The organism is Arthrobacter sp. FW306-1B-G06A, assembly GCF_058781765.1.
This window is the reverse complement of the sequence record NZ_JBYSXB010000024.1, coordinates 60,514-82,093: the sequence shown is the minus strand read 5'-3', so window position 1 is coordinate 82,093 and position 21,580 is coordinate 60,514. Positions and strand designations below refer to the sequence as shown.

Below are 21,580 nucleotides of genomic sequence, written 5' to 3'. Positions count from 1 at the left end.
CCGCTGCTGGTCAAAACCCTGCCGCGAACGGTCAGTCAGATTTTCCGACTCCGGTCAGTTTAAAGTTGCCGCTTACAGTGCTCGATGCGTGCCCTCTGCGCCCACCGCTGCTGACCCTTCGATGGCAATTGTCCAAAGTGCTTTGGACAATTGGGCCGCACACACGCTTTACTTCGGTGGTAACGTCTCGGCATCTTAACCAAGCCTGAGTTCCGCGGCGTCAACCTCGGCCACGCAATCTTTGACGCCATCTTCCGCACCATGGCCGCGCCTGCCCCCTGGTCATCCTGCAGGCTGCCCCGGTCCTTGAAGAGGACGACCCGGAAGGCACCTCGGAACACGCGGCCGCCAAGGCTGCCCTCAGCAACCACTGGCAACGCTGCGGTTTCGTGCCTGTCGCAAGGACTATCTGGCGCTCAGTGAAGCTCTTGCCCCGAGCCGGGCTCCCTGGTGAACCAAGACATGCCGGCACGACGATAGACGCCGAGTGACAGCGGCGCCCGTTGGCCACGGATACGGGACGGCACACTAAAGGCCGCCGGCAGCGCGCCGGCGGCCTTTAGATCATTCGCTGCAGTGAGCCTACGCGGGGACGTCGAAGCGTTGTCCTTCGGGTTTCTGCGGCAGGAGCATGAGGATGAGAAGGGCCAGGCCCCCGAGGAACGGTACGAGCCCGATGAGGATCATCCAGCCGCTGAAGTTCGCATCGTGCAGGCGACGGACCACGAGAGCCAGGGAGGGGACGATGACGGCCAGACCCCAGATGACCAAGAGGATGATGCCGACGATCGCGCCGGGACCAGGGACCGTGGTCCCGGAGTCACTGAGGGTCGCGCCCGCGGAGCCGGCCACGGACGTGATGATGTTCAGTACGATGCTCACCACGACGGAGATGAGGGTCCACCACCAGTATTCGCTGCGGCTGGCCCTGCCGGTGAAGGTGGCGTATTTTTTGAAGAACCGCCGGACGGCCTCGCCGATGGGCGCACCGTAGTACGGGTACCAAAGCGGGACTGCGCTGCCGGCAGGGACGGTCTGTTGTTGCTGGTACGACAATGGATCTCCTTCAGTGAACGAGTGATGACGATTTATCGTAGGGGTCCGGACCATCCGCCAAGTTGTCCTGCAGATGAAATTCCGGCGGCGCGTCGGAGAGGCCCCCTCAGCCCAGGAAAGCCGGTCGGTGATCGTTTGTTCGCGGTTCGTGCAGGCAAAGATTGCTTTCGCCCGCGCAGCTCCGTAGCCGGGATGTCGAGCAGGCAGGACGCCGAACTCCGGCAATGCCCGGTTACTGGTTCGTGCCGGTGTCCGTATCGAGTGCTGCGCGTGCCCGCGCGGCGTCATGGAATTCCGCCGCGTAGTGTTCCTGCTTGGCGATTTGCCGGCGGTAGTAGTCCTGCGCCCCCTGTTTCGTGACCCCCAGCGCCTGGCCGATCGCTTCCCAGGTCTCCCCCGCCTCGCGTGCGTCCTGCATGACGTACCAGCGCCGTCCGACCAGCGCGTCGACTGCTGCCGCGTTCGCGGCCAGTGCCTCAAGGGCGCTCACTTCCGGTAGTTTGTTCAGTTCCCGCTGGACCGTATCAGCGTGGGGGCCGCCCGTCCGGAGTGCCCGTAGCCAGACGCTTCGACTCTCGTACGCCTGCCAGGTCTGCAGGTACTCCGGCACGTCGGGTGGGAGAACGTGATCAGCCATGCGTCAAGAATCCTTGACGCCATCCCTGCGGTCAAGACGTCTCCGGCCGTCTTTCGGGATTCCAATGAGTGGCAGCCCGTCCACCGCCAAGCGGGGCGGGCGCACGGTCGGCTTGGCGGTGGACGGGCTGCCTTCAGCAGATGGTCCTACCGGACTTCGTCCTGCGGCGCTGTGGCGCGCGTCCCGGGCGGCGTGTTCCTGATGACGGGCAGAGGCGCCGTGTCGAAGAACCGGTACTCGCCCGCGGGAATGCGGATTATGCCGGCGGCCTCGGCTTTGTCCCGGATAAAATCGTGGTCGTCCGGGGACAGAACAACCTGCCCGCGGGGGTCACGCGCCATGTCCCCGAGCGGGACCTTGCTGAACTTGGCCGAGATGGCCGCCGGGAGGACCAGGCATGCCGGATTTTCCAGAAGCCATGTCCGGGTCCCGGAATCGAGGCTGTCCCACTCGTCCTTGAGGCTCACGTTTACGAAACCGCCTTCCTTCCTGTCCAGCCTTTCGTGAAGGTGAATTCCGTCCAGATTACCCCTGCCGCCGAGCCGTTGGCAGGAGCTCGTGCAACACAGCAACGTGCACCGTTCTTCCCCGGCTCACGGTTGGCCGCATCGGCGTCGGTAGCATCAACTCAAAACGGTTGGTTTTGCGCAACTGCAAAGGCAAGCCGGGAAAGCAGGAAGGCGATCCTGACACCTGTCGGCGCAAGAAGCACTGGAAACGGTCTGGAACGCGGGGACCGCTGCTTCTTAGACTTCGTCGAGCGGGGCGTCTGATTCTTGAAGAGGGAGGTTGCGGTTTTCATAGAGCTCCCGCACACGAACATGTTCATCCACCGGGGTGGGCCTCCAGAATGGTCTTGACTACTGAGCTCATGGCGCCTTGGACATAGTTCAAAGTTCCGACAGGATCGGAGTCTTCCCAGAAGTCCCGTGTTTTCCGCAGGTCGAGGTTAATGAACCGATCAAACAGCACCATACGGTGCAGCGGATTGCGGCCCGCGTCGTTGACGAACACGGGCCCGCCGGGCTTTCGTATTCGACGGCGCGTGATTATGCCCGCAGGCCTGGGCTCCTACCGCGAAGCTCCCGTCGAGGGCGTAAGGGATAGACCCGCAGCGCGGAACCCACGGGCGGGAATCCCCGGGCGCCGGTGAATGACATACTCGGCCACCGCAAGGTTGATCACCCAGGACGCACCCATGAGCACTGCCCGGGCGGTCTCGTCGGTCGGGCCGAAAGCAAGCATCCAGGAGAGGAACACCAGGGCTTGGGTTCCTGCGCCGAGCCCGATTGCGTAGCCGCGGATCATCCACGCGCCGTGCCCCACAAAGTCCCGGCGGCGAACCGCCAGAAAACCCAGGATGATGCTCGCGACCATGGCCGAACCGAACATGAGGCGGAGAACGAGGAGAGCCTCGCCGTCGCCCGCAGGCAGGGCATAGAACATCGACATCCACAAGCCGGAGAAGGCAGCGAGCAGGCCGGCCGGCACCACGATCCGCCCCGCGATCCGGTGCCACCCGCGCCTGCCCTGTCGAAGCGAGGGAACGAACTGAAAAGCCCCGAGCAGGCAGTAAACGGTGACGCTGACAATGTGCGTCACCACCGGGATGGGCGAGGCGAAGAACCGGGCATTCTGCGCAGTCACGGCTGCGCCGCCTGTCAATTCAGTGAGGCGTGCCGCCCCGGCGATCACCGGGATCAGGCTGAGAAAGATCAACGCGGCGGGCACGGGCCACTGTGCCCGGCGGCGGCTGCGAAGTGCAGGGACGGAGCTGGCGGTTTTTGATGTCATGGCAAGACCCTCGGCTCAGTGTTGTACGGCAGGCTCAGTGTCGTACGGCAGGCTCAGTGGTGTACGGCGTACACCTTATGAGTCACAGAGTAGGTGTACGTTGTACACTTGTCAATGCGGGGCAGGGCTACGCATTCAGGAAGGCGATTCAGATGACGCAGCAATTGGAGGCAACCCGGCGCATTCCCCTGAACCGGGACCGCGTGCTGCTGGCCGCCGTCGCCCTAGCAGACGAGGCGGGCATGGAGTCGCTTAGCATGCGCCGGCTCGCACAGGAGCTCGGCGTGGTTCCGATGGCGCTCTACAAACACGTCGCCAACAAAGAAGAACTCCTCGACGGCATGGTGGACACCATCGTCGGCGAGATCGAACCTCCTGTCCCCGATGCCCACTGGAAGAGCTCGGTCCGGCTGAGGGTGCTGTCGGCCAGGCGCGCACTCCTGCGGCATCCTTGGGCCCGCCCGGTGGTGGAGACCCGCACCAAGATGACGCCGGCCGTGCTGGAGTACATGGACACGTTCGTGGGAATGTTCCTGGCAGGCGGATTCTCCGCGGACCTCACCCACCACGTCATGCATGCCCTGGGCAGCCGCATGTGGGGCTTCACCCAGGAGGTGTTCGACGACTCCGCGAGGCAGGCCAGCGAAGAGCTGTCAAGGATAACGGTCCAAGAGCGGGCCGCAATGGCCCGTCAGATGGCGGAGAGCTATCCGAACCTCTTTCAGATCGCGATGGCGGCAGCACATGAGGACGAGTCCGTCGTCGGGCACGGCTGCGACGACCAGTTCGAGTTCGAGTTTGCCCTCGACCTCCTCCTAGACGGCTTTGAGCGACTCCACGAACAGGGCTGGGCGTCGGACGGCTAGGCCAGCTGTTGTGCCAACTCCGAGACCCTCACAGTGCCGAGCACACTGGTAGGTGGCGTCGGGGGTGCGCTTCAGAGGTACGCGATCCCGGCCGGGCTCCCGGAACTCGAGATCACGGAAGGAACGGCAATACTGGACCGGCCAGAGGCCGCGTCGCAACTGCGACAACTGATCGACGCCGGCCTCGGCGTGGCCCTGGACGACTACGGAACGGCCTATTCCTCTTCTTCCGCGGGTAGCCACCGAGGTGGTGTTCATGATGGTTCCTTTACTCTTCCTGACCGAGGGTGTTGAGGAATTCGTCGAATCCGTTATCGGTGGAGGGTGTCTGCTGGGGGCGGGGGTCTTTGTGGCCGTTGATGCAGTTCACCATCCCCCATTGCCTTTTGGTGATCCGGTCGACGGTGGGCCAGAGGATCCGCTCGTGCCAGTACGCCGGGGCATCCAACGGAGTCTGTTGGCCGTAGTAGGCGGCACGCCAGGCGACCCAGACGCCGGTGAGTTCTTCCACGACGGGGCCGTGCCGGTACCAGCAGCCGGGGATCCTTGAATCGGCCGCGACGCCGTACCGGTCGTTGTACCAGTCCACCCATTCGCGCAGCTCGATCAGGAGTTTCGCCGCGGCGGAACCGTTGAGGTGCTTGAAGTTCCACGGGGCCGGCCTGTCCTTGGGCGGGTTCGCCAGCAGGTCCGCCACGACCCCGGCGAGTTCGTTGACGTCGGTACGGAGAACGCCGATCCGCTCGTCGTGCTCCAGGAGCAGTTCTTCCGGGGACGGGAGCACCCAGGCAGCGTCGACGCCCGCCGGACCGTCTACCGGGAGACGGTCAGCTAGTGTTCCCGGCCCTGGGCCCGGGCCTTCGTCGTCGAACGACGGTGTTGCCTCTTCCGGTGCCGGTTCCTCATCAGGGAACGGAACGCCGTCGTACGGGTCCTGGCTCACGCGCTGATCCTTCCGGTCATCGCCTCGACGGCCTTGCGGTCCCGGGCGATCTGCTCACCGTCCGGCCGGTCCCAGTACGGGATCAGGTCAACGACGGCGGGCCGGAGGTTGGAATAATGCATGAACCCTTGGCCCCTGTCGAGCTGCTGGATCTGGTGGGCCAGGATCACCGGACGCTCTTCCTCGCTGATGGTCGTGGAGGTGCCCGTGCGGCCCCTGGACGTGGAGGTACGGGTTTTTGTGGTGGGGCCTGCCGCTTTGGCGATGGATTCGAGCTCGTCGATTTCTTCCAGCCCGGGAAGGAACATCCGGACCGAGGAGGTGCCGCGGATGGCCTTGGCGCCTTCGACGCCCCAGCGCGCCCGGTTCTGCGCGAAGGACTGGCTGAAGCCCACGATCCGGATCCCGCGGCCGCCGGAGTCCGAGAGCGCTGCTGCCATTTTCGGGAACGCGGCCACGTTCGGCGCTTCGTCCAGGACCATGGTGAACACCGGCCAGAGCCGGCCACCGGCACGGCCCTGGGAGATTTTCTGGGCCTTGCGGAAGATGTGGTCGGCGAACATGGTCACGAGCGGGGCCACCGGGGAGTCTTCCCCGTCGGTGACCAGGTGCAGGGTGTTCGGCCCGGCAAGGAACGTTTCCACGTCGAACCCTTCACCCTGGTCCGGTGTGAGGAAGCGCAGGGCCTTGGGCGAGGACAACGGCTCCAGCAGCCCGGCCAGGGTTTCCTGGATCGAGTCCACGGTTTCCCCGGCCCGGGAAGAGGTCAGCGCCTGCAAACGGGCGGCGAACGCGGCCGGTGCTCCGTGCTCGCGCAGGATCTCCATCGGCTCGGGGTCGGAGAAGTTGTTGGACCAGCGCACGACGTCTTCGATGTCTCCGCCGTCCAGTGCCGCGGCGTGCAGGAAACGGCCGAGCACGGCCGCGGCCTTGGAATTGAACCAGTCGCCGTTCTTCACATCCCCCATGGGCTGCGCCCCTGCCCAGGCCTTGCCGCGGGCCAGGGCTTCATCAGGGTCCTCGCAGCCGGCCACGGGATCCCAGCTGATTGATTGGGGCCACCCGGAGATATCCTGCAGGTCGAACACTTCGACGGTGCCCTGCTCTCGGCGGCGCAGGGCCGTGAGCTGCAGCAGGTCGATCTTCGTCGAGGTGGTCAGCACCGGGCCGGGGGCGTCCACGACGATGCCGACTGCCAGCCACAGGGTCTTGCCTGATCGCTGGGGCGCGTAGACCCACATCGAGTCTTCGTGCTGGACGTACAGGACTTCCCCGTCCAGCTTGCACAGGGCCACGATGATGTCTTCCTCGGAGGCGTCCTCGGGCAAGGTGAGAGCCTGCCGTGCCTGCTTCAGGGCCGCTTTGCGGCCCATCCGGTGTTCCAGGTCCTTGTACCGGGGAAGGCCGGTGTCTTCAGGCTTGCCGGAGACTGTCATGGACAACCAGACGGTCCCAAGGAACGCGGCCAGGAGCAGGGCGACCAGGATCCAGGTGGACGCCGCCGGCCATTGGAAGCGGCCGGCCCTGACGGTGGTGCCCAGTTCTGTCGGGTTCCAGGAGATCGTGCCTGTGGGTGTGAAGAACTCCCCGAGCTCCAAGGCCAGGAACGCGCAGAGCAGCACCACGGCCGCGCTGCCGGCCAGGATCCGGATCAGAATCGTTTCGGACGAAACCGGCTTGCTCATGCGACGTTCTCCTCTTCCCGTTCGGTGAGTGCGTGGGCGAGGTCCAGGGTCGCTCCGGACTTCATGGCCTTGTCCGTGTCGGTCAGGGCCACCTCTAGGGGGCTGCGCAGGTGAATGGCCACGAACGGATCCAGGGACCCGATCTTCATCAGGCAGGTCGCTTTCTGCAGCTTGCCGATGTCATCCGCAGACCCGGGCGGGAGGTTGAACAGCCCGGCACAGGCCACGGCGTCTTCGCGTTTGCCCTGTTTGTAGAGGAACACCGTTCCGCATTCCTTGAGCATCGCGATCGCCGGACTGTCCTGGGGGATGTCGGAGATGTGGTGGAACGCGAACTGGCAGGAGAGCGACAAGGCGCGGGAGAGCTTGGTGTTGCGGCGGGTGACCTTCGCGACCGAGCCCTGCACGGTGTGCCAGGCTTCCTCGATCAGCAGAGTGGTCGGTACCGGTGTCTTTTGCCGGTACAGGGTGTTCGCCAGCCAGGTGTTGATGATCGTCATGACCAGGGGCAGCGCCGGACCGTCTTCGGGCAGCAGGGACACGTCAAAGACCGTGAGCCCGCCGCTGAGTTCGATGTCCGGGCTGGTCGGCCCGTCGATCAGCCCGGCCAGGTCATCCTCGATCATGCGTTCGAGCTCGAACGCCGGATCCAGTCCCCACTCCTTCAGCTGCTCCACCGTCAGGTTCGCGTCCGCAGCCGCCGACGCGTCCGGGGCGTAGAGGGCAGCCAGGACATCCCGGATGTCCGCGTCCCGTCCCGTTCCACGGACAGAGGCCAGCGCCTGCCGGTGCGCCATGCGCACCGCCTTGCCCTCCTTGGGCGTCAGCCGGCGTTCCAGGGCTTCCTCGGTGACGGCCCGCAGCAGCATCGACTGCCCGGCCGGGGTCTCGGCCGTGGCGCTGTCGTGGTCCTCTTCATCCAGGCGGGCCGCGATCCTTGGATCCAGGATGTTGATCCGGGATCCGCCGCCGCCGATCCGGAACTTCACGGGCGTCACGCCCAGGGCCCTGGCCAGCGGAGAGTATTCACCGGCTCTGATGTCCAGCTGGTACTTCTTGTCGATGACCACGATGCGCCGGCCCAGGATCAGCTGGCGCAGCACGCCCCATGTCTTCATCGCCGAGGACTTTCCCTGCCCCAGATCGCCGATGTAGCAGACATTGGGGGACTCCAGGGTTTCGCCATAGGAGCTGAAGACGTCGTGGACGATCATCCACCCCGACCCGGCGTCCACCCCGAACAGCAGACCCCGGTGCGAGGTCGGGGGCGAGGCAATAGCCATGTGCGCGAATTCCATCTGCCGGGTCGATGACAGGATCCCCGGAGCGGCCGGATCGTAGTACCCGAGCTGGGAAGCGAACTTCCAGGCCCGCTCATGGTGCCACCGGAGAGAATTGTTGGACGCGTCCAGCTCGGCCCGCTCCGCACCGGCGGCCTCCTTCCGGACAGGCTTCCTCGCCTCCTTGCCGTTTTTGGCCCGTTCCAGGCCCTCGGCAGTCACGTGCGCGGCACGGTTCTGCCCGGCCTGGGTGTCGGCGCGGGCGGCCGCGCGGATGCTGCGCCGGGACTTCCGGGCAACAGCCCACGGCAGCGGGAACCGCCTGGCCGCGGCGGTGGTACCCGGGTCCGGCTGGGGCGTGGTGTCGGTGGTGTTCATCGGATCCCCCTGGTGAAAGGCATGGTGGCGATCAGGGCCAGGTCATTGCGTTGATCCAGCCAGTCGATCTGTTCAATCCCGGCATCCGCGGCCGCGGCCTCGATGATGTCGGCGGTGCCCAGGATCTCTTCCTCGTGCTCGACCGAGTAGGAGATGTACAGGCCGTAGGCGGCGCCGTGGTGCCCGGAGCCGGGTTTCAGGTCCAGCAGACGCTGGTGGGAAGCGTTGAGCAGGACCTCCTCGCTGCCGTCGGTCACGACACCGGATTTGGCGACCTGTTTGCCCCGGGCCCGGTCCATGGCCGCATGTGAGCGGGCCTTCCCGCGGGCCGCACGCGCATCCTGGAGTTCAATGACCACGGACACGCTGTGGACCACGGCCGGCTGGATTCCGCTGATCACGGCCTTCAAGGCCTGGACGGGGACCGCCTCGGGACTGAACGCAGCGGCCGGGACATACCCGGTGCGGGTGTGCCAGGAACCGTTCACGATGACCGAATTAGGCGAGGATGCGCCGTCCAGGTGCTGCCAGCAGTCCATCAGGTCCGCACCGGCGGTGTCGTCAATGTCGAAGCCCGGGTCCTGCAGGTGACGCAGCAACGCCGCCATGTTTTCAGGCCCCAAGGGCCGGAAGGCCTGAACGGAACCCATCATCTCGGCCTGGGACATCGCCGAGCGGACTTCCTGGTAAATGGCCTTGCCGTATCCGAGATCGCCCGGGCCAAGCGCGGCAGCTTTGCGGGAGAGTTTCTCCGAGACCGGGATCCGGAACGTCTCGTAGCTGCGGTGCTGCTCAGCCCTGGACTGCACCAGATCGCACAACTCTCCATAGGAGGTCAACAACACCTTCGGGACCCCGGCAGGGATGCGCCGGTGGATCCACAACAGGTGATCCGCGGAGTCCACCGGCACCGCCCGGGCAAGGGACTGGACATGGCTGACCAGGTGCTGCCGGCGTGCCAGACGGGAGAGCATCAGCCCGTGCGCGATGTGCCCGGCATCTTCCCGGTGCTCCTCGCGGATCCCCGAGCTCGTGCCCAGCGTCTCCAAGGTCACCGTGTAGTAGGGTCTCTTGATCTTGCCCTGGTGACGGAAAATCACCATCGGCCCCTCCGGAGAGTCGTACACGAAATGCCGCACGTTACCGACCATCAACGGGGCGTTGTTCCGGTGCCGGACAGGAACCTCGATCATGCCGGCCTCGTCCGCCTCCCCCCGCCGGGACTTCCGGGCCTTCACGGCCCGGGTCTGCGGGCGGTCCTTCACGGGGGTGAAGTTCACGGTGCCCTTGCGCCGGCGATGCTTCCGGTGCCGGGCCTCCACGAACAATGCCCCCAGGGACCGGTCCCCGGAGAACTTGTTCGGTGTCGTCAACACGACACCGGTCAGCAGCACCACGGCTGCGCCCAGCAGGGAAAGGACCGAGATCGGCCCGGCCGAGAGCAACACCAGGACCGTGAGGAGGACGGCGATGCCCAGGCCCGCCCATTCCGGAGGTGTCCGCTTGCCGCCGAACAATCCGCGGCCGCCGACCTCACCGCCGATAACCACCATCCGTGCCATGACCTACCCGCTTCCCGCTCGAAAAAAAGAATCTTCTTCTTGGCCGCTGTCAGCGGCCGCTGATGTGGTCGGTATCCGGGACCATCGAGCCCGTGGACCGCTTCCCGCGCAGCCCCGCCTGGCGGGCTGTTTCCCGGCCTGCGAGCAAGAATGCCGCGGCCCCGCCGGCCGCGATCTTCCCGGAACCCCGGACCACAGCCCCGGCACCGGACCTCCGCCCCTGCCGGTTACTGTCCTGTCCGGACCCGTCCTGTCCGGGCCCGCTCCTGCCGGTCGTGGCATCGCGCTGCAGCTGGCCGAGGTTCCGACTGTCCGCGCCGGACTCCGTTCCCTGCCCGGAGCCGCCGGAGTTCCCGGACGGGGTGGACGGCGTCGAAGATCCCCTGTTGGTCCCGGGATCGGCGGAACGGTTGTGGGCGATCCTGCGGTTCCGGATCAGCGCATCAACCCCGGCACCTGCCCCGGCAACCATCGCCGCGCCGGCCACGGACTCACGACCGGCGCCCAGACCCGTCGCAGACGAAGGCAGCAGCGGAACGAACTTGAACAGCAGCGCCGGCGAGAAAGCCAGGAGCAGCATCGCGGACCCTGCCATGAAGACACTGGCCGCGTTGACCATGGCATCGTCGGTGCCGCCGCCCTGGAAGGCCGGGCGGGTGGAAATGAAGGTGAAGACCGCACCCATCAGCAGCAACAGGACCGGTTTGGACAAGCCGATGGCAATCCACAAGGTGCCCGTCTTGGCCACCCTCTGCCGGTACCCGGGATGGATCATGAAGCCGAGCATCACCGCGATACCCACCCCCATCAGGTACAGCGCGAAGGGCTGCAGGAAGAACATCGCCAGCAGCCCCCACGCGCCCAGGAACAACAGTCCGTAGACGACGACCGCGACCAGGGGCCCGAACACGCCGTTGGACTGGTACGAAGCGAAGCGGGCAATGACCTCCATGAACCTGGCAATGTGCGCTGCAGTCCAGCCGGTGAAAGCCTCGGTCAAGCCGCTGATCCAGGAATTGAGCTGGTACCCGATCGCGGGCCCGAACAGCACCAGGATGATCGAAAGGGGCCCGTACCAGAACAACGATTTCTGGGCTTCCTCAAGGTCCACGTCCTCGTTGGAGACGTCTTTGAAGAGCTTGAAGTACATCAGTGCCAGGACGACGATGCCGACGGCCGCGAATGCTGCCCAGATATTGCGGAACTCGTCATCCATGGACAGGGTCGAGGTTTTCAGGAGGTTGTTCATGACCTCGTTGGTGGACTTCACCGCCTCGGCTTTGACCGTGTTCGCGAACTTTTCAAACCCGTCTTTCGCGTTCGCGATGAACGCCACAGTGTCCACCGTGCCCAGCACGAACTGCCCGCCCGGGGACTGCTGCAACGCCACCCGCGTCGCAGCACCCAACACCGGCAAAGCCTTGATGAAGGCGGCACCGGCAGAGCACGATCCGACGGCCGTCATGGGAGCTTTGACTTGAGCCAGGCCTGCACAGAACTTGGCACCATCCGTATCGGAGTTGAATGCCATTGCTTGTTCCGGAGTCGTCAGGAACGTCCCGTAAGCGGCCGTCGAGACCTGCTCGCAGTCGGCGCCGACTATGGCCAGTGAGATGTTCGGCTTGCCGCAGGCGGCTTTGGCGAGTTGCTTGTTCATGTCATCGCGGATGGTGTTGCGCTGGTCCGCCGGCAGGCCGGCGAGTCGTTTGGCCTGGTCTGCGTTCAACGTCTTGTCCGCAGTGGGCTGGCCATCGTCGGCGTGGGCTGCCTGGGCGCCTACCACCCCGAAACTCAGGAACACCGCCAGGAAGGACGCGATGGCCCTGGTGCGGCTAGCGCGTAGCATTCGCATACTCAACCCACCCCTCACGGGTCTTGCCCTGGAACAACGAATCAACATCCTTCGCGGTCAGTACTGCCGGATTCTGAGTGATGCCGTCATCCGGCAACGAGGGGCCCGTATCTTTCAACCGCCCGCCCATGGTCGGATCCCCGGCTGGCTGGAAAGCGTTGGCATATTTCCAGTCCCCGTCCCACGTCAGCTCCACGGGAAAGGTTGTGAAAACTGGCCTGGGTGCAGTGGCCATCTGGGCGGTGAGGAAGCCCGTAAAAACCTGGATGAGTGCGCTCTTCTTTGCCTCGCAGGAGACCACCCGGAAGAGCCCGCCGCCCTTCACATCGAGACGATAAAGCCAGCCACCATCGAAGCTTGCGTCTTGCATCGCCCTATTTGCGGTATTCGAGTCGTTCACTTGAAGTGCGAGATCTTTTTGCGGGCCGGTGAGGCTGACCTGCAGGAGGGCTTTCTTTTGGGTCTCCCAGGTTTTCGTGTTGAGATCGTTGCGGAGGGGGAGGTAGTTGGCGGCTGCCTGGGCTGCGGAGTCGCAGGACCCGTCGTAGCCGATGGGGGTTTTCCCGTCGGCCGCGGTCTTCGTCCCTCCCTGGCCGACTGCGAGCTGGGAGACCGGGAAACCGAGCTTCCCGGAGGGCCCAAGCCCGGCCTGTGAAGTACCCGGGGCCGGGGAGCCAGAGGGCTGGCTCGCCAGCGCCGCCACGACAATGGCGACGATGACGACGGTCACGGCGATGAGGAGTTTCCAACGTCCGCGCATCGGCTATCCCCCGATCGCGCCGACGAGCGCCAGGATGAAGCCCAGGATCACGCCGGCCCCGGCCGTGCAGCCAAACGCGATCGCGGTCTTCTTGGCCCCGTCGGCACCATCGGCAATGTCATCGGTGTGCCCGCGTTTGCGGGCGATGCCCCATTTGGCCAGGTTCCACAGGAACGCTCCGGCGACCAGGACCAAGGCAAGGCCCCAGATGCCTCCCAGGACCAGTGCAGTGGCGTTTTTGAACTTCACGCCGAACACGTCGAAGTTCGGCTTCGTCCAATCCAGGGGGTTGTCTATGAAGGGCACCGCGGAGCGGATGATGATTTCGGATTTGATGGCAGTGAACATGGGCTTCTTTCCTAGCGGGCGGCGGGGGCGGTAGCGGTATCGACGGCAAGGAGGCCGTTGGCGATCTCGGCGGAGGCCCGTTCGAACGCGCGCCTGGCCGGGTCGCCGACCAGTTGCCAGTCGATGATGGACCCTGTATCCAGGGCCGTGTCGTAGGGGATGTCCACCACGGTCCGGACGGCAGCGGACAGTGCTTCGCGCAGCTTCTTCTGTTCCGCGGTGGCTTCCTTCCAGCCCGCGCCCTGGGTGACCAGAACGACGGCGTTGGCCACGAGGTCCTTGTACCGGGGATTTCCGGTGTGTTCGGACATCGATTCCAGCTGCTCGATCATCCTCAGGGCCGAGACGACGGCGTTGCGTTTGAGGGTGGTCGGGATGACCAGCTGGTCCGTCACCTCGACGGCTGCCAGCCAGTTCGCCGAACGGGTGTTGTTGCCCGTGTCCACGATGATGGTGTCGTAGAACCTGGACACGACCGTGTGGAGGCGGTTGAACTCTTCCACGCCGATGGACTTCATGCGGTCCGGGTCTTCGTCCGAGACCAGCACGTGGAAGCCGTTGTTGCCCTGGTGCCGGGTGTAGTAGCTCAGTTCGCCTTTGCGGGCCTGTACGGTTTCGAAGGACTCCAACACCCGCAGCAAATCCCAGACCGTGCGGGTCGAGTCGTTGGAGTTCGTTCTGACACCGGCCGTTCCCATGGTCTCGTTGTTGTCCCACACCAGAGTCTGCAGCGCGGAGTGGATCCCGAAGGTCGAGCCCAGGCCGATGCTGCACGTGGTCTTCCCGACACCGCCCAAGGGTTGGGCGACCATGACCATCATGGGGCGGGAGTAGATCCGCTGGATCGCGGCGATATCGGAACGGCGGGCCAGTTCCGCGGCTCCGACCTTCGGGCTGATCAATCCGAAGCTCACCGCCCGCAGGAATGCCTGCCAGCCGGTGGTGGGAGGCAGCTGGTCATCGACGTTCTCCTTGCGCAGGATCGCCGCACTGCGCCGGCCGCGCACCAGCGGTTCGGTCTCGGACCGGTCAACAATCGTTGACGGGATTTCCTCAGTTCCGGGGGCCTGATCGGCCGAAGGCGCACCTACCTTCAGTGCCGGCTCCGGATCTTCAGCAGCGGTCTCGGTCTCGGTGTAGGGCTCGGTCAGAATGATGGGGGAACGGCTGGACCGCTCACTCCCCTGCCAGTTCGTGCTCATCGAAAACGTTCCTTTCATGGATGCGTGATGGTGGGTTGCCGGTGCCGTGCTCATTTGGCGCCTTCCGGGACGACGAAACGGACGACCTTGAACGGGGCGTCCTTGCCGGTGCGGTGCAGCTGCACACCGTAGGTCCCGGCCGGGGAGCCGAACCGTGCCAAGGCGGCGTACCCGTTGCTTTCCTCGATCGAGAGATCCCCGGCGCCGAAGGTGCTGATCGGGATCAGCGAGGGGTCAACGTAGGCGTAGTCCTGCGCCGCGGCCGGGGTGAACAGCGGCTTCAAATCGGCCAACCACTTCTCCGCCCCCACCGACGGGCGGGCGTACAGGGTCATGGCCTTGGTGGCCACCTCCACCGCGGCGGCCTTGGAGGACTGGTCCCAAAGCACCGAAGACGCGGCCGGGGCATCCGGGGCGGCCTGCGGGTGTTCACCCACCGTCGGAGCGAATGAAGGCCGGGCCTGTCGGGTAGGTGTCGGGTCGCTGGCCGGTGCCGTGGAAGCGCAGCCGGCCAGAACGACGGCCGCGGCGACCGCGGCAGCGACCCTGTAGTTGGTGTGCAGCATGGTGGTTACCTCTGATCTGCTTTGCTCGGGATGTACAGGTAGGCGCTGGCGAAGCCGGCAGGAGCCTCGATCGTGGAATAGCGGTGGTCGTTCGGCGGGGCCATGCCGTTGTACTGCTCGATGATGATCCGGTCCCCCATGACTGCTTTCACCACACCCACGTGCCCCATGGGCCCGGTGGTCAGGGTCGGAGATTGGAAACCTGCGTCGAACCAGGCAATCGCCCCGACGACGGGCGTCTTGCTCGTGGGCCAGCCCTGCCGGTCCCAGGCGGCCTTCCATGTCACCGCGTTCCCGGCCCCGATGGATGCCGGCGTGAACTTCGCACCCGGGGCCAGCTGCTGCATCAGCCGATACCAGGCAAAGTCCACGCACTCCCGGAAATAGAACGAGGTCGCAGTGTTCAAGCTGCCGTCAGGGCAGGTGTAACCGGCTTCGATGATGCAGTGGGGATTACCGGCGTCCGGGTAGTCATCGCCCTGGCCCGCCGCGCCGGCATTGCCCGTGCAGCCGGATGCCGGGACAGTGCCCCCGGCCCGTGCCGCATACACTTCGGTTGCCGGTCCCCAGAACGGGGCGTAGTGATACGGGTCCGCGTTGCGCTGGGTACGGTTCGCCGCGATTGTCGGAGGCAGCGACTCCCACCCGGAAACCCGTTCGAGTGCTTTGAAGAAATTCGTTGCACTGATCGTCGGGTCCATGCGGTCCGCATACGAACCCCACGAGCCGTTGGCCCGCTGCTGGAACAAACCCCGCGAATCAGGACCCGGGCCATCCCCGTAGTCCAGGACCTTCAAGGAGGACTCGCCCATCGCGGTCATCACCCCAATGGTCTGGCCCGTCGCGGACAGGCCCAGCGCTTTGCCGGCGGCGATGATCTTGTCCGCGTTCTCCAGCTGCACTCCGGAATAGCCGGCGATGTTCCCGCCCGGCGCCGGGGATCCCGACACTCGTCCGGCCGCATCAACGAGCGGTGAGCAGGCGCCGGCAGCAACAGGGGTGTCGGCGTTGCTGTCATCGAGCACGACAACAACACCAACGACAAGAACCAGAATCGCTCCGAGCGCAGCACCAACGGCCTTAACCATTGCCGGCCCGCTCTCTTGCCAGCGCTCGTGTCAGAAGCACGGCGGCAACGCTCCGCCTCGGCCAGGCGTCAGCGATCCACAGCTGGCCGGCCGACTCGACGGTGAGGACCACATCGGGGCGGCGGAGCCGGAACACGATGCCGGGCCGGTTGTCTTCGAAGACGTCCGACGCCGGGTGCAGGCTCAGGTGCCCGGCAGCCTCCAGTCCGTGGAGTATCCCGTCCACGGTGTCGAGGTCGTCCCGGGCGCCCGCACGGCGGGCGACCTCGGCCGCGGACGTAACGCCGGCGCAGCGGCCATCCACCAGCTCGCTGTCCTCGACCATCCCCAACAGGACGGTCAGGACCTTCCGCTGGTCTTCCGGAACGTCCAGGTCGTGAATCCACGCCACGAAAGACCCGCGCTCACGGGCGCGACGATCCTTCAACGCGGCCGTCGCCGGCCACCTTATCCCAAAGGGCACAGACCCTGCCATTTCCATTCCTCCCCTCTGTCAAACCGGTCAACCTCAATGTTTATGTGCGAAAACTTCTCCCTTTCGTTGGACAGTCGATAATGAATCCGCTCCAGCCGTACCGGCAGGCACGGACTTAACTCCACCGCCTGGACCAGCCGTGGCCGATTGTCCTTCATTGCGCCGCGGATCGCTTGTCAACCGGATCCGCCATGCCTTGGTTCGTCATGCAGTCACCCTCTCCCCCTGCAACGGCACCTACGATTCGACTGTAGATCAGAGATGATCATTTAGCGATACACTGAGCCCTCGGACTAATGGCAGGCAAGGATGATCGGGCAAGATAGACGCATGCCGCGCCTCATCCAGCCCAATCACCCGCAGGAGGTTGAGGCAGCCATCGAAGTTCTCGGAAACCGCGCCCACGCGGCCATCCTGCGCTACCTGCACCAGGCGGGCCCGTCGACGACCGGAGAAATTCTTAGGGGAATAGTCTTGGACGGCGATAAGAAGCTCACGCGGCCGAGCCTCCAGCATCACCTGGAAGCACTCGAAAGCACCGGCGCCGTCACGGCGGACTGCCCTCCCGGCCAGCGCCATGGCAAGCGGGTGAAGTACGAAGCCAATATTGACGCCGTTGAGTTCGAGATGCTTCCGGCGTACGTCAACTACCTGCGAGGCAAATGAGTCCGCAAAGCTTCACTTTCCCATGTTGTTCGTGACAAGCTTGTCAAAGAGCGATAATTTCTTGACTCAAGATATCATCACATCAGCAATTATTCTTTTGTCCCACGCTCGCGTGTAGTGAGCTCCACCACCTCAAACCCCGACACGCCCCCGGAAGCAGATCGATGGCCCTTAGTGCACAGGAATTCAATGACTGGCTGCTGGCCCATCACCTTCCCAACGGGACCTCCGACCTGAGCAAGCTTCTTGGCCTGAACAGGGCAACGCTGAACAAACAAAGGCTTCGCGGGCGTGTGAGTGAAACCGTGGTGGTTGGAATAGCCAGGGCAGCCAGGATCAGCCCCGTGACCGCGTTGGCCGAGTTCGAGCAGTACCGCGGGATCGTAGCCGGTATCCAGCCGCCGACGGATGCGGAGCTGCTTAGCCAGATGACCTACGTGGATGTCACGGTGGAGCTCCTTAAGCGGTCCAGTGCTGATATCGCCCGGCGGCTCGCAGGCTTTGAGATGAGCGAGGTCCCGCATGATGACGCTGTGCGCGAATGGATTGACGCAGTGGACCCGGGAGATCTCCGGCGTCGGCTTGCGGCGCGTGCCGGCCTCCAGCTCAGTAATCTCTCGGCTCTCTTGACGGATAACCGCCTGCCTCCCGAGATTGCCGTGGCCGCCGCGGACCTGGCCGGTACCTCCACGGTCAGCGGGCTGGTGGCCATCGGGCTCATCACGCCGGAGGAAGCAGGCTGGCCCCTTTACTGCCGGGAGAACTGTCTTGGCCACCTGAATGACCTGGCATTGATCGACGCCGCCGAGGCGAAACTGAAGCAGCTGAGACGCAAGACGAAGAAGAAAGTCGACGCCGAAGCTACTTTGCAGAATTTTTGGGAGACATTGGGCTAATGGAAATACTTTTCTGGGCAGTACTTGCACTGGCAGCGGGGCTCAGCCTCACCCGGATACCCGGGCTGAGCCGCAGCCGGAACCAAGCGATCTTCCTGTGCGGCGTCGCCTTGTGTGCCTCGTTCGCCATCATGCTTCCACCCGTCTATGCGGCGATCGACAGCCTGTTCGTCCGAACCAATTTCACCGACCTGTTCGCGAAGCTGGGACTCTTTCTCGCAGTCAACATCCTCATCGCGCAAGTTGCCAAGCCGCTCAAAGCCACAAAAGCCCTGCAGCTGACGGCAGGCATCCCCGGCCGGCTGATCCTGGTACTCGCGTACGGGCTGGACATGGTCCTCTTTGCCCTGACCACCACGGACAAGCCCTCCCCCGGGCTGGGGGCCTACATGGGGGATCCCGTCGTGTTCGCCTACAACGCGGTGACGGTCCTCTACATCGCATTCCTCTGCAGCTGGCTCATCGGCCCGTTGTCCCACCAAGTGCGTAAGGCCGGTCATCCCCTCCAACGCTGGTCCTCCGGACTGGTCCTGGCGGGCTTCTCGCTGGCCATCCTGCGGGCACTGGTCCTTCTCGTTGGCTGGATCGTGCCGGGCCTGTACGAAGCCGGGCAAAGCATCAGCGCAGTTTCGGCGCTCTGTGTCGTGGCAGGCCTCGCGTGCGCCTGGTTCGCACTTAGAAAGTACAGGGCACCGGCCATCCGCCAGTCACACCTTCGGGAGGAATCGGCATGACGGAGTCGGAGTGACCGAACGAGGTTAACTCGCCACCGGAGGAGACACGAGGACTGGGCGCGGCTGATGTTGATTTCGGCACGTGTTTCTGTTTCAACACGCCGAAAGCTGTTTCAGTTTCAATGCCGGGATAGATCACTCCTCGGTGATAGTTTCAGTTTCAGAGATGCCGAATTACCCAGCAATTCGACTCTCAGGGTCCACTAAGACATTCGGCCCGACCAATCTATTGAAGCAACGGCGGCTTTCAACTGCCGAGTTCAAAGGACAGGGATGATGGCACCTATAACCCGCACAGGCAGGCGCTCCAAAGGCGACCGCAAATTCGTCGGATTCCGCATCGCTACACCGAAGGCAGACGCAATGGACCTCATTGCCAAAGCGGAGGGGTACCAGTACGTAAGCGACTGGCTGTCCGACTTGGTCGACCAACGCCTGGCCAACACTAACCTTCACGCAATAGTTCAGCAGGAGGAGTTGCCCCTTAGGCGCTTAGCCTCATAAAAGAAGAAGGCCCGCATAAAGCGGGCCTTCGACGAAGATTGAGACTTACTTTCTGGATTGCTGGCCGGCGAGACAGTAAGTAAGTCGATTGGTTGACCCTCACAGGCCCACCTTTTTGCTGCTATAAAACCAGTCTGGCAGGACTGGCCCTTTGTCATTCCATTCGACAGGAACAAAGTTATCGTACCCCAGCACGCGCTCGTGCTGCCAGCTGCCCTCGGCGTTGGCGTGTCGCGCGATTCAAATGACCCCGCACAAGTGTGGGCAGCACTTGCACCCATGCTTGCAGGCCAGCCGCGCATGCGGCTCTCCAAAGACGCCGGAAAAACCTACCCGCAAAAGCACGAACGGAACCTCACCGAAACCCTCCCGTCGCTGCCGGCAGCGGTCCGGATCTTCGGCAAGGACGGCACCTGCGCCGCGATCTTCCTCGACTTCGACTCCTCGGTCGCCGGCATTGACTGGGTCCAGGCGGACGTCCGCGCACTCCAGACCTGGCTGCATTACTGCGGTGCCCGCTGGATTGAGGACCACTCCCCCAGCGGCGGCCGCCACGTTTACATCCCCCTGGCGGACCGTGCGACCTTCTCCGAAGCCCGCGACCTGGTCGAGGCACTCGGCACGCGGTACCGGACACTGGACAAGACCCCGCACCAGAACATCCTTCACGGATGCATGCGCCCCCCCGGGTCGCCACACAAACGCGGCGGCCACCAGGAACTCGCCATGTCACTGTCGATGGCGTACGACATTGCACGCCGGCCTAACCCGGCCTCCGTCTGGTCCGCCATGACCGATGACCTTGCCAGCGAGATAGCCGCTGTTCGGGCGCTGCGCCTCGAGCAGACGTTCACCCCCGCGGCCATCGAAGCACCCAAGGTTCAACACCCCTCCGGCCGGATGTCCCGCGCCATGCAACAGATGGCACTCACAGGGCTCTATGACGCGAACCGGTACACCTCCGATTCAGAGGCCAGGCAGGCAATTCTGACCGGGGCCGCAGCTTCCGGCATGGAGCTGGTTGAGGTCGAACGCCGGATCCTTCAAGGGATCTGGCCAGGGCTCGCTTCGTTCTATGCCCGATACGGCTCCCGACACCGCATCCCTGCATTGCGCCGCGACTGGGTGAAGGCAGTCCACTTTCTGAGCAAAAGCAAGGACACCGGGCCTGGAAAGAACAATGCCCATATATCCCCCACAAGCCCGCCAAATACACAGCCCCCAGTAATTCAAGGCATTCAGATCTCATCGAGCCCCGACGCAGAGCATCGGTTCATCCGAACCTGGCGCAATGCCCTCCGTCTGAAAGAGCACACCTACACGGATTCCAGGACTGGCCTCGCCCGGCGCATGGTTCTTCGTGCTTTGGGGGAGGCGGCCCACAAGACTGCGTCAAGGTTTGTGGAATTCGGCGTTCGGTCTATCGCGGTGGCCACCGGGCTGGATCACACGACGGTCGGATTACATCTGAGAGCATTGCGGAGCGAAAAAGATCCGCTGGTCACGCTTGTTGAAGAAGCCCGTGGTACCAAGGGTGACCTCTATATGTTGACGGTCCCTGAAGAAATGAAGTCGGCAGCGGAAGACCTGAGCTGGCGAAAAGGCAAAATCCATGCCCTTCGTCCTGTTTTCAGGGAGCTGGGTTTGCCGGGCGCCTTCGTCTACGAAACCCTTGAACACTCCCCCGGTCTGTCAACGGCGGATATCGTCCGGATCACGCGGCTTTCACGTACCGCGGTGACCGAGGCCCTCGAGGTCATGGCCGCCTGGAACATGGTCGCCCGTGATGCGCGCAAGGCCTGGTCGGTGGTGCCGACGACGTCGTTGCAACAGCTAGCCGAATACTTCGGTGTCCTGGAGGCTGTCGCCGTCCAATTGCAGAAGTATCGGAATGAAAGGATCCTCTGGCGGGAGTGGCTGTCCAAGAACGTCAACACTGTCGCCGAGCTGCTCTCCCCCGGTGAAGACTACCCCTGGGAGTCGTATGAGGGTCCTCCGGACGATTGGACACTGTCACATCTGGCATTTACGAGTGCCGCTTGGTGACCTCGGGATTGACCAAGGCAACGCGTCTCAGTCACCTGTCCTGTGGTTTTAACACTGATGGGCCACAATCCGACACGCCGACACGCGGGATCAAAAAATGTTTCTCCAACCCCTTGACCGAACCCCTCTGCCCCTGCCGGCCGGCTCGTCCCGCGGCCGCCACGGTTCGCTGCGCCGAAACGCGAAAAAGGTTCCATTATCGGAAATGGCACCATTCCACTATTTGGACCTGAAATGTCATT

Annotated in this window: 21 protein-coding genes; 5 read left to right on the top strand and 16 right to left on the bottom strand. The window is 64.1% G+C overall.

Features of this window, described 5'->3' with window-relative positions; translation table 11 throughout:
- Positions 1 to 582: 582 nt before the first annotated feature.
- The 5 genes from AC3WJM_RS13900 to AC3WJM_RS13880 all read right to left on the bottom strand — a co-directional run bounded on the left by AC3WJM_RS13900 (position 583) and on the right by AC3WJM_RS13880 (position 3,487).
- Positions 583 to 1,056, bottom strand: coding sequence for a DUF805 domain-containing protein (locus AC3WJM_RS13900; RefSeq protein ID WP_492272184.1), 474 nt, complete (start codon positions 1,054 to 1,056; stop codon positions 583 to 585).
- Positions 1,057 to 1,288: 232 nt separating this feature from the next.
- A complete protein-coding gene (locus AC3WJM_RS13895) occupies positions 1,289 to 1,693 on the bottom strand; it encodes a hypothetical protein (protein WP_492272183.1) in 405 nt (134 codons plus the stop codon).
- 146 nt (positions 1,694 to 1,839) lie between these two features.
- The gene (locus tag AC3WJM_RS13890) at positions 1,840 to 2,160 is read right to left on the bottom strand and encodes a hypothetical protein (protein ID WP_492272182.1); all 321 of its coding nucleotides are present in this window, start codon (positions 2,158 to 2,160) and stop codon (positions 1,840 to 1,842) included.
- Between the two features lie 358 nt (positions 2,161 to 2,518).
- On the bottom strand, positions 2,519 to 2,707 hold the full coding sequence (locus AC3WJM_RS13885) for a hypothetical protein (RefSeq protein WP_492272181.1): 189 nt from the start codon (positions 2,705 to 2,707) through the stop codon (positions 2,519 to 2,521).
- 57 nt (positions 2,708 to 2,764) lie between these two features.
- Entirely contained in the window at positions 2,765 to 3,487 is a 723-nt protein-coding gene (locus AC3WJM_RS13880) for a DUF2306 domain-containing protein (RefSeq protein WP_492272180.1), read from the bottom strand.
- 152 nt (positions 3,488 to 3,639) lie between these two features.
- On the opposite strand from AC3WJM_RS13880, the gene AC3WJM_RS13875 reads away from it, so the two are divergent.
- Positions 3,640 to 4,353, top strand: coding sequence for a TetR/AcrR family transcriptional regulator C-terminal domain-containing protein (locus AC3WJM_RS13875; RefSeq protein ID WP_492272179.1), 714 nt, complete (start codon positions 3,640 to 3,642; stop codon positions 4,351 to 4,353).
- A gap of 268 nt (positions 4,354 to 4,621) precedes the next feature.
- Here the strand turns inward: AC3WJM_RS13875 and AC3WJM_RS13870 are convergent, their stop codons facing one another.
- Genes AC3WJM_RS13870 through AC3WJM_RS13820 form a run of 11 tightly spaced genes read right to left on the bottom strand, consistent with a single transcriptional unit; the run spans position 4,622 to position 16,492 of the window.
- Complete coding sequence (locus AC3WJM_RS13870; RefSeq protein ID WP_492272178.1) at positions 4,622 to 5,296, bottom strand: hypothetical protein; 675 nt, start codon at positions 5,294 to 5,296, stop codon at positions 4,622 to 4,624.
- Complete coding sequence (locus tag AC3WJM_RS13865; RefSeq protein ID WP_492272177.1) at positions 5,293 to 6,981, bottom strand: type IV secretory system conjugative DNA transfer family protein; 1,689 nt, start codon at positions 6,979 to 6,981, stop codon at positions 5,293 to 5,295. Before AC3WJM_RS13865 ends, AC3WJM_RS13870 begins: the two co-directional genes overlap by 4 nt.
- Entirely contained in the window at positions 6,978 to 8,639 is a 1,662-nt protein-coding gene (locus tag AC3WJM_RS13860; protein ID WP_492272176.1) for a putative type IV secretion/conjugal transfer ATPase, read from the bottom strand. The genes AC3WJM_RS13865 and AC3WJM_RS13860 overlap by 4 nt, the downstream gene beginning before the upstream one ends.
- A complete protein-coding gene (locus AC3WJM_RS13855; protein WP_492272175.1) occupies positions 8,636 to 10,201 on the bottom strand; it encodes a hypothetical protein in 1,566 nt (521 codons plus the stop codon). The genes AC3WJM_RS13860 and AC3WJM_RS13855 overlap by 4 nt, the downstream gene beginning before the upstream one ends.
- 49 nt (positions 10,202 to 10,250) lie before the next feature.
- A complete protein-coding gene (locus tag AC3WJM_RS13850) occupies positions 10,251 to 12,047 on the bottom strand; it encodes a hypothetical protein (protein ID WP_492272174.1) in 1,797 nt (598 codons plus the stop codon).
- A complete protein-coding gene (locus AC3WJM_RS13845; RefSeq protein WP_492272173.1) occupies positions 12,034 to 12,813 on the bottom strand; it encodes a hypothetical protein in 780 nt (259 codons plus the stop codon). The genes AC3WJM_RS13850 and AC3WJM_RS13845 overlap by 14 nt, the downstream gene beginning before the upstream one ends.
- Positions 12,814 to 12,816: 3 nt before the next feature.
- Positions 12,817 to 13,161 carry a hypothetical protein gene (locus AC3WJM_RS13840; protein WP_492272172.1) on the bottom strand — a complete coding sequence of 115 codons (345 nt, stop codon included), beginning with the start codon at positions 13,159 to 13,161 and terminating at the stop codon, positions 12,817 to 12,819.
- Between the two features lie 11 nt (positions 13,162 to 13,172).
- Positions 13,173 to 14,363: a MinD/ParA family ATP-binding protein gene (locus AC3WJM_RS13835; RefSeq protein ID WP_492272171.1), complete on the bottom strand. Its 1,191-nt coding sequence runs from the start codon at positions 14,361 to 14,363 to the stop codon at positions 13,173 to 13,175.
- Positions 14,364 to 14,413: 50 nt separating this feature from the next.
- Positions 14,414 to 14,929, bottom strand: coding sequence for a hypothetical protein (locus AC3WJM_RS13830; RefSeq protein ID WP_492272170.1), 516 nt, complete (start codon positions 14,927 to 14,929; stop codon positions 14,414 to 14,416).
- Between the two features lie 5 nt (positions 14,930 to 14,934).
- Entirely contained in the window at positions 14,935 to 16,017 is a 1,083-nt protein-coding gene (locus AC3WJM_RS13825) for a CHAP domain-containing protein (protein ID WP_492272169.1), read from the bottom strand.
- Complete coding sequence (locus AC3WJM_RS13820; protein WP_492272168.1) at positions 16,010 to 16,492, bottom strand: hypothetical protein; 483 nt, start codon at positions 16,490 to 16,492, stop codon at positions 16,010 to 16,012. The genes AC3WJM_RS13825 and AC3WJM_RS13820 overlap by 8 nt, the downstream gene beginning before the upstream one ends.
- A 330-nt stretch (positions 16,493 to 16,822) precedes the next feature.
- On the opposite strand from AC3WJM_RS13820, the gene AC3WJM_RS13815 reads away from it, so the two are divergent.
- The 4 genes from AC3WJM_RS13815 to AC3WJM_RS13800 all read left to right on the top strand — a co-directional run bounded on the left by AC3WJM_RS13815 (position 16,823) and on the right by AC3WJM_RS13800 (position 21,338).
- Positions 16,823 to 17,158 (top strand): winged helix-turn-helix domain-containing protein, encoded by a 336-nt coding sequence (locus AC3WJM_RS13815; protein WP_306874182.1) that lies wholly within the window; start codon positions 16,823 to 16,825, stop codon positions 17,156 to 17,158.
- 164 nt (positions 17,159 to 17,322) lie between these two features.
- Positions 17,323 to 18,054, top strand: coding sequence for a hypothetical protein (locus AC3WJM_RS13810; protein ID WP_492272167.1), 732 nt, complete (start codon positions 17,323 to 17,325; stop codon positions 18,052 to 18,054).
- Complete coding sequence (locus tag AC3WJM_RS13805) at positions 18,054 to 18,788, top strand: hypothetical protein (protein ID WP_492272166.1); 735 nt, start codon at positions 18,054 to 18,056, stop codon at positions 18,786 to 18,788. The genes AC3WJM_RS13810 and AC3WJM_RS13805 overlap by 1 nt, the downstream gene beginning before the upstream one ends.
- Positions 18,789 to 19,520: 732 nt before the next feature.
- Positions 19,521 to 21,338, top strand: a complete 1,818-nt coding sequence (locus AC3WJM_RS13800) for a MarR family transcriptional regulator (RefSeq protein ID WP_492272165.1) — start codon at positions 19,521 to 19,523, stop codon at positions 21,336 to 21,338.
- Positions 21,339 to 21,580 lie beyond the last annotated feature (242 nt).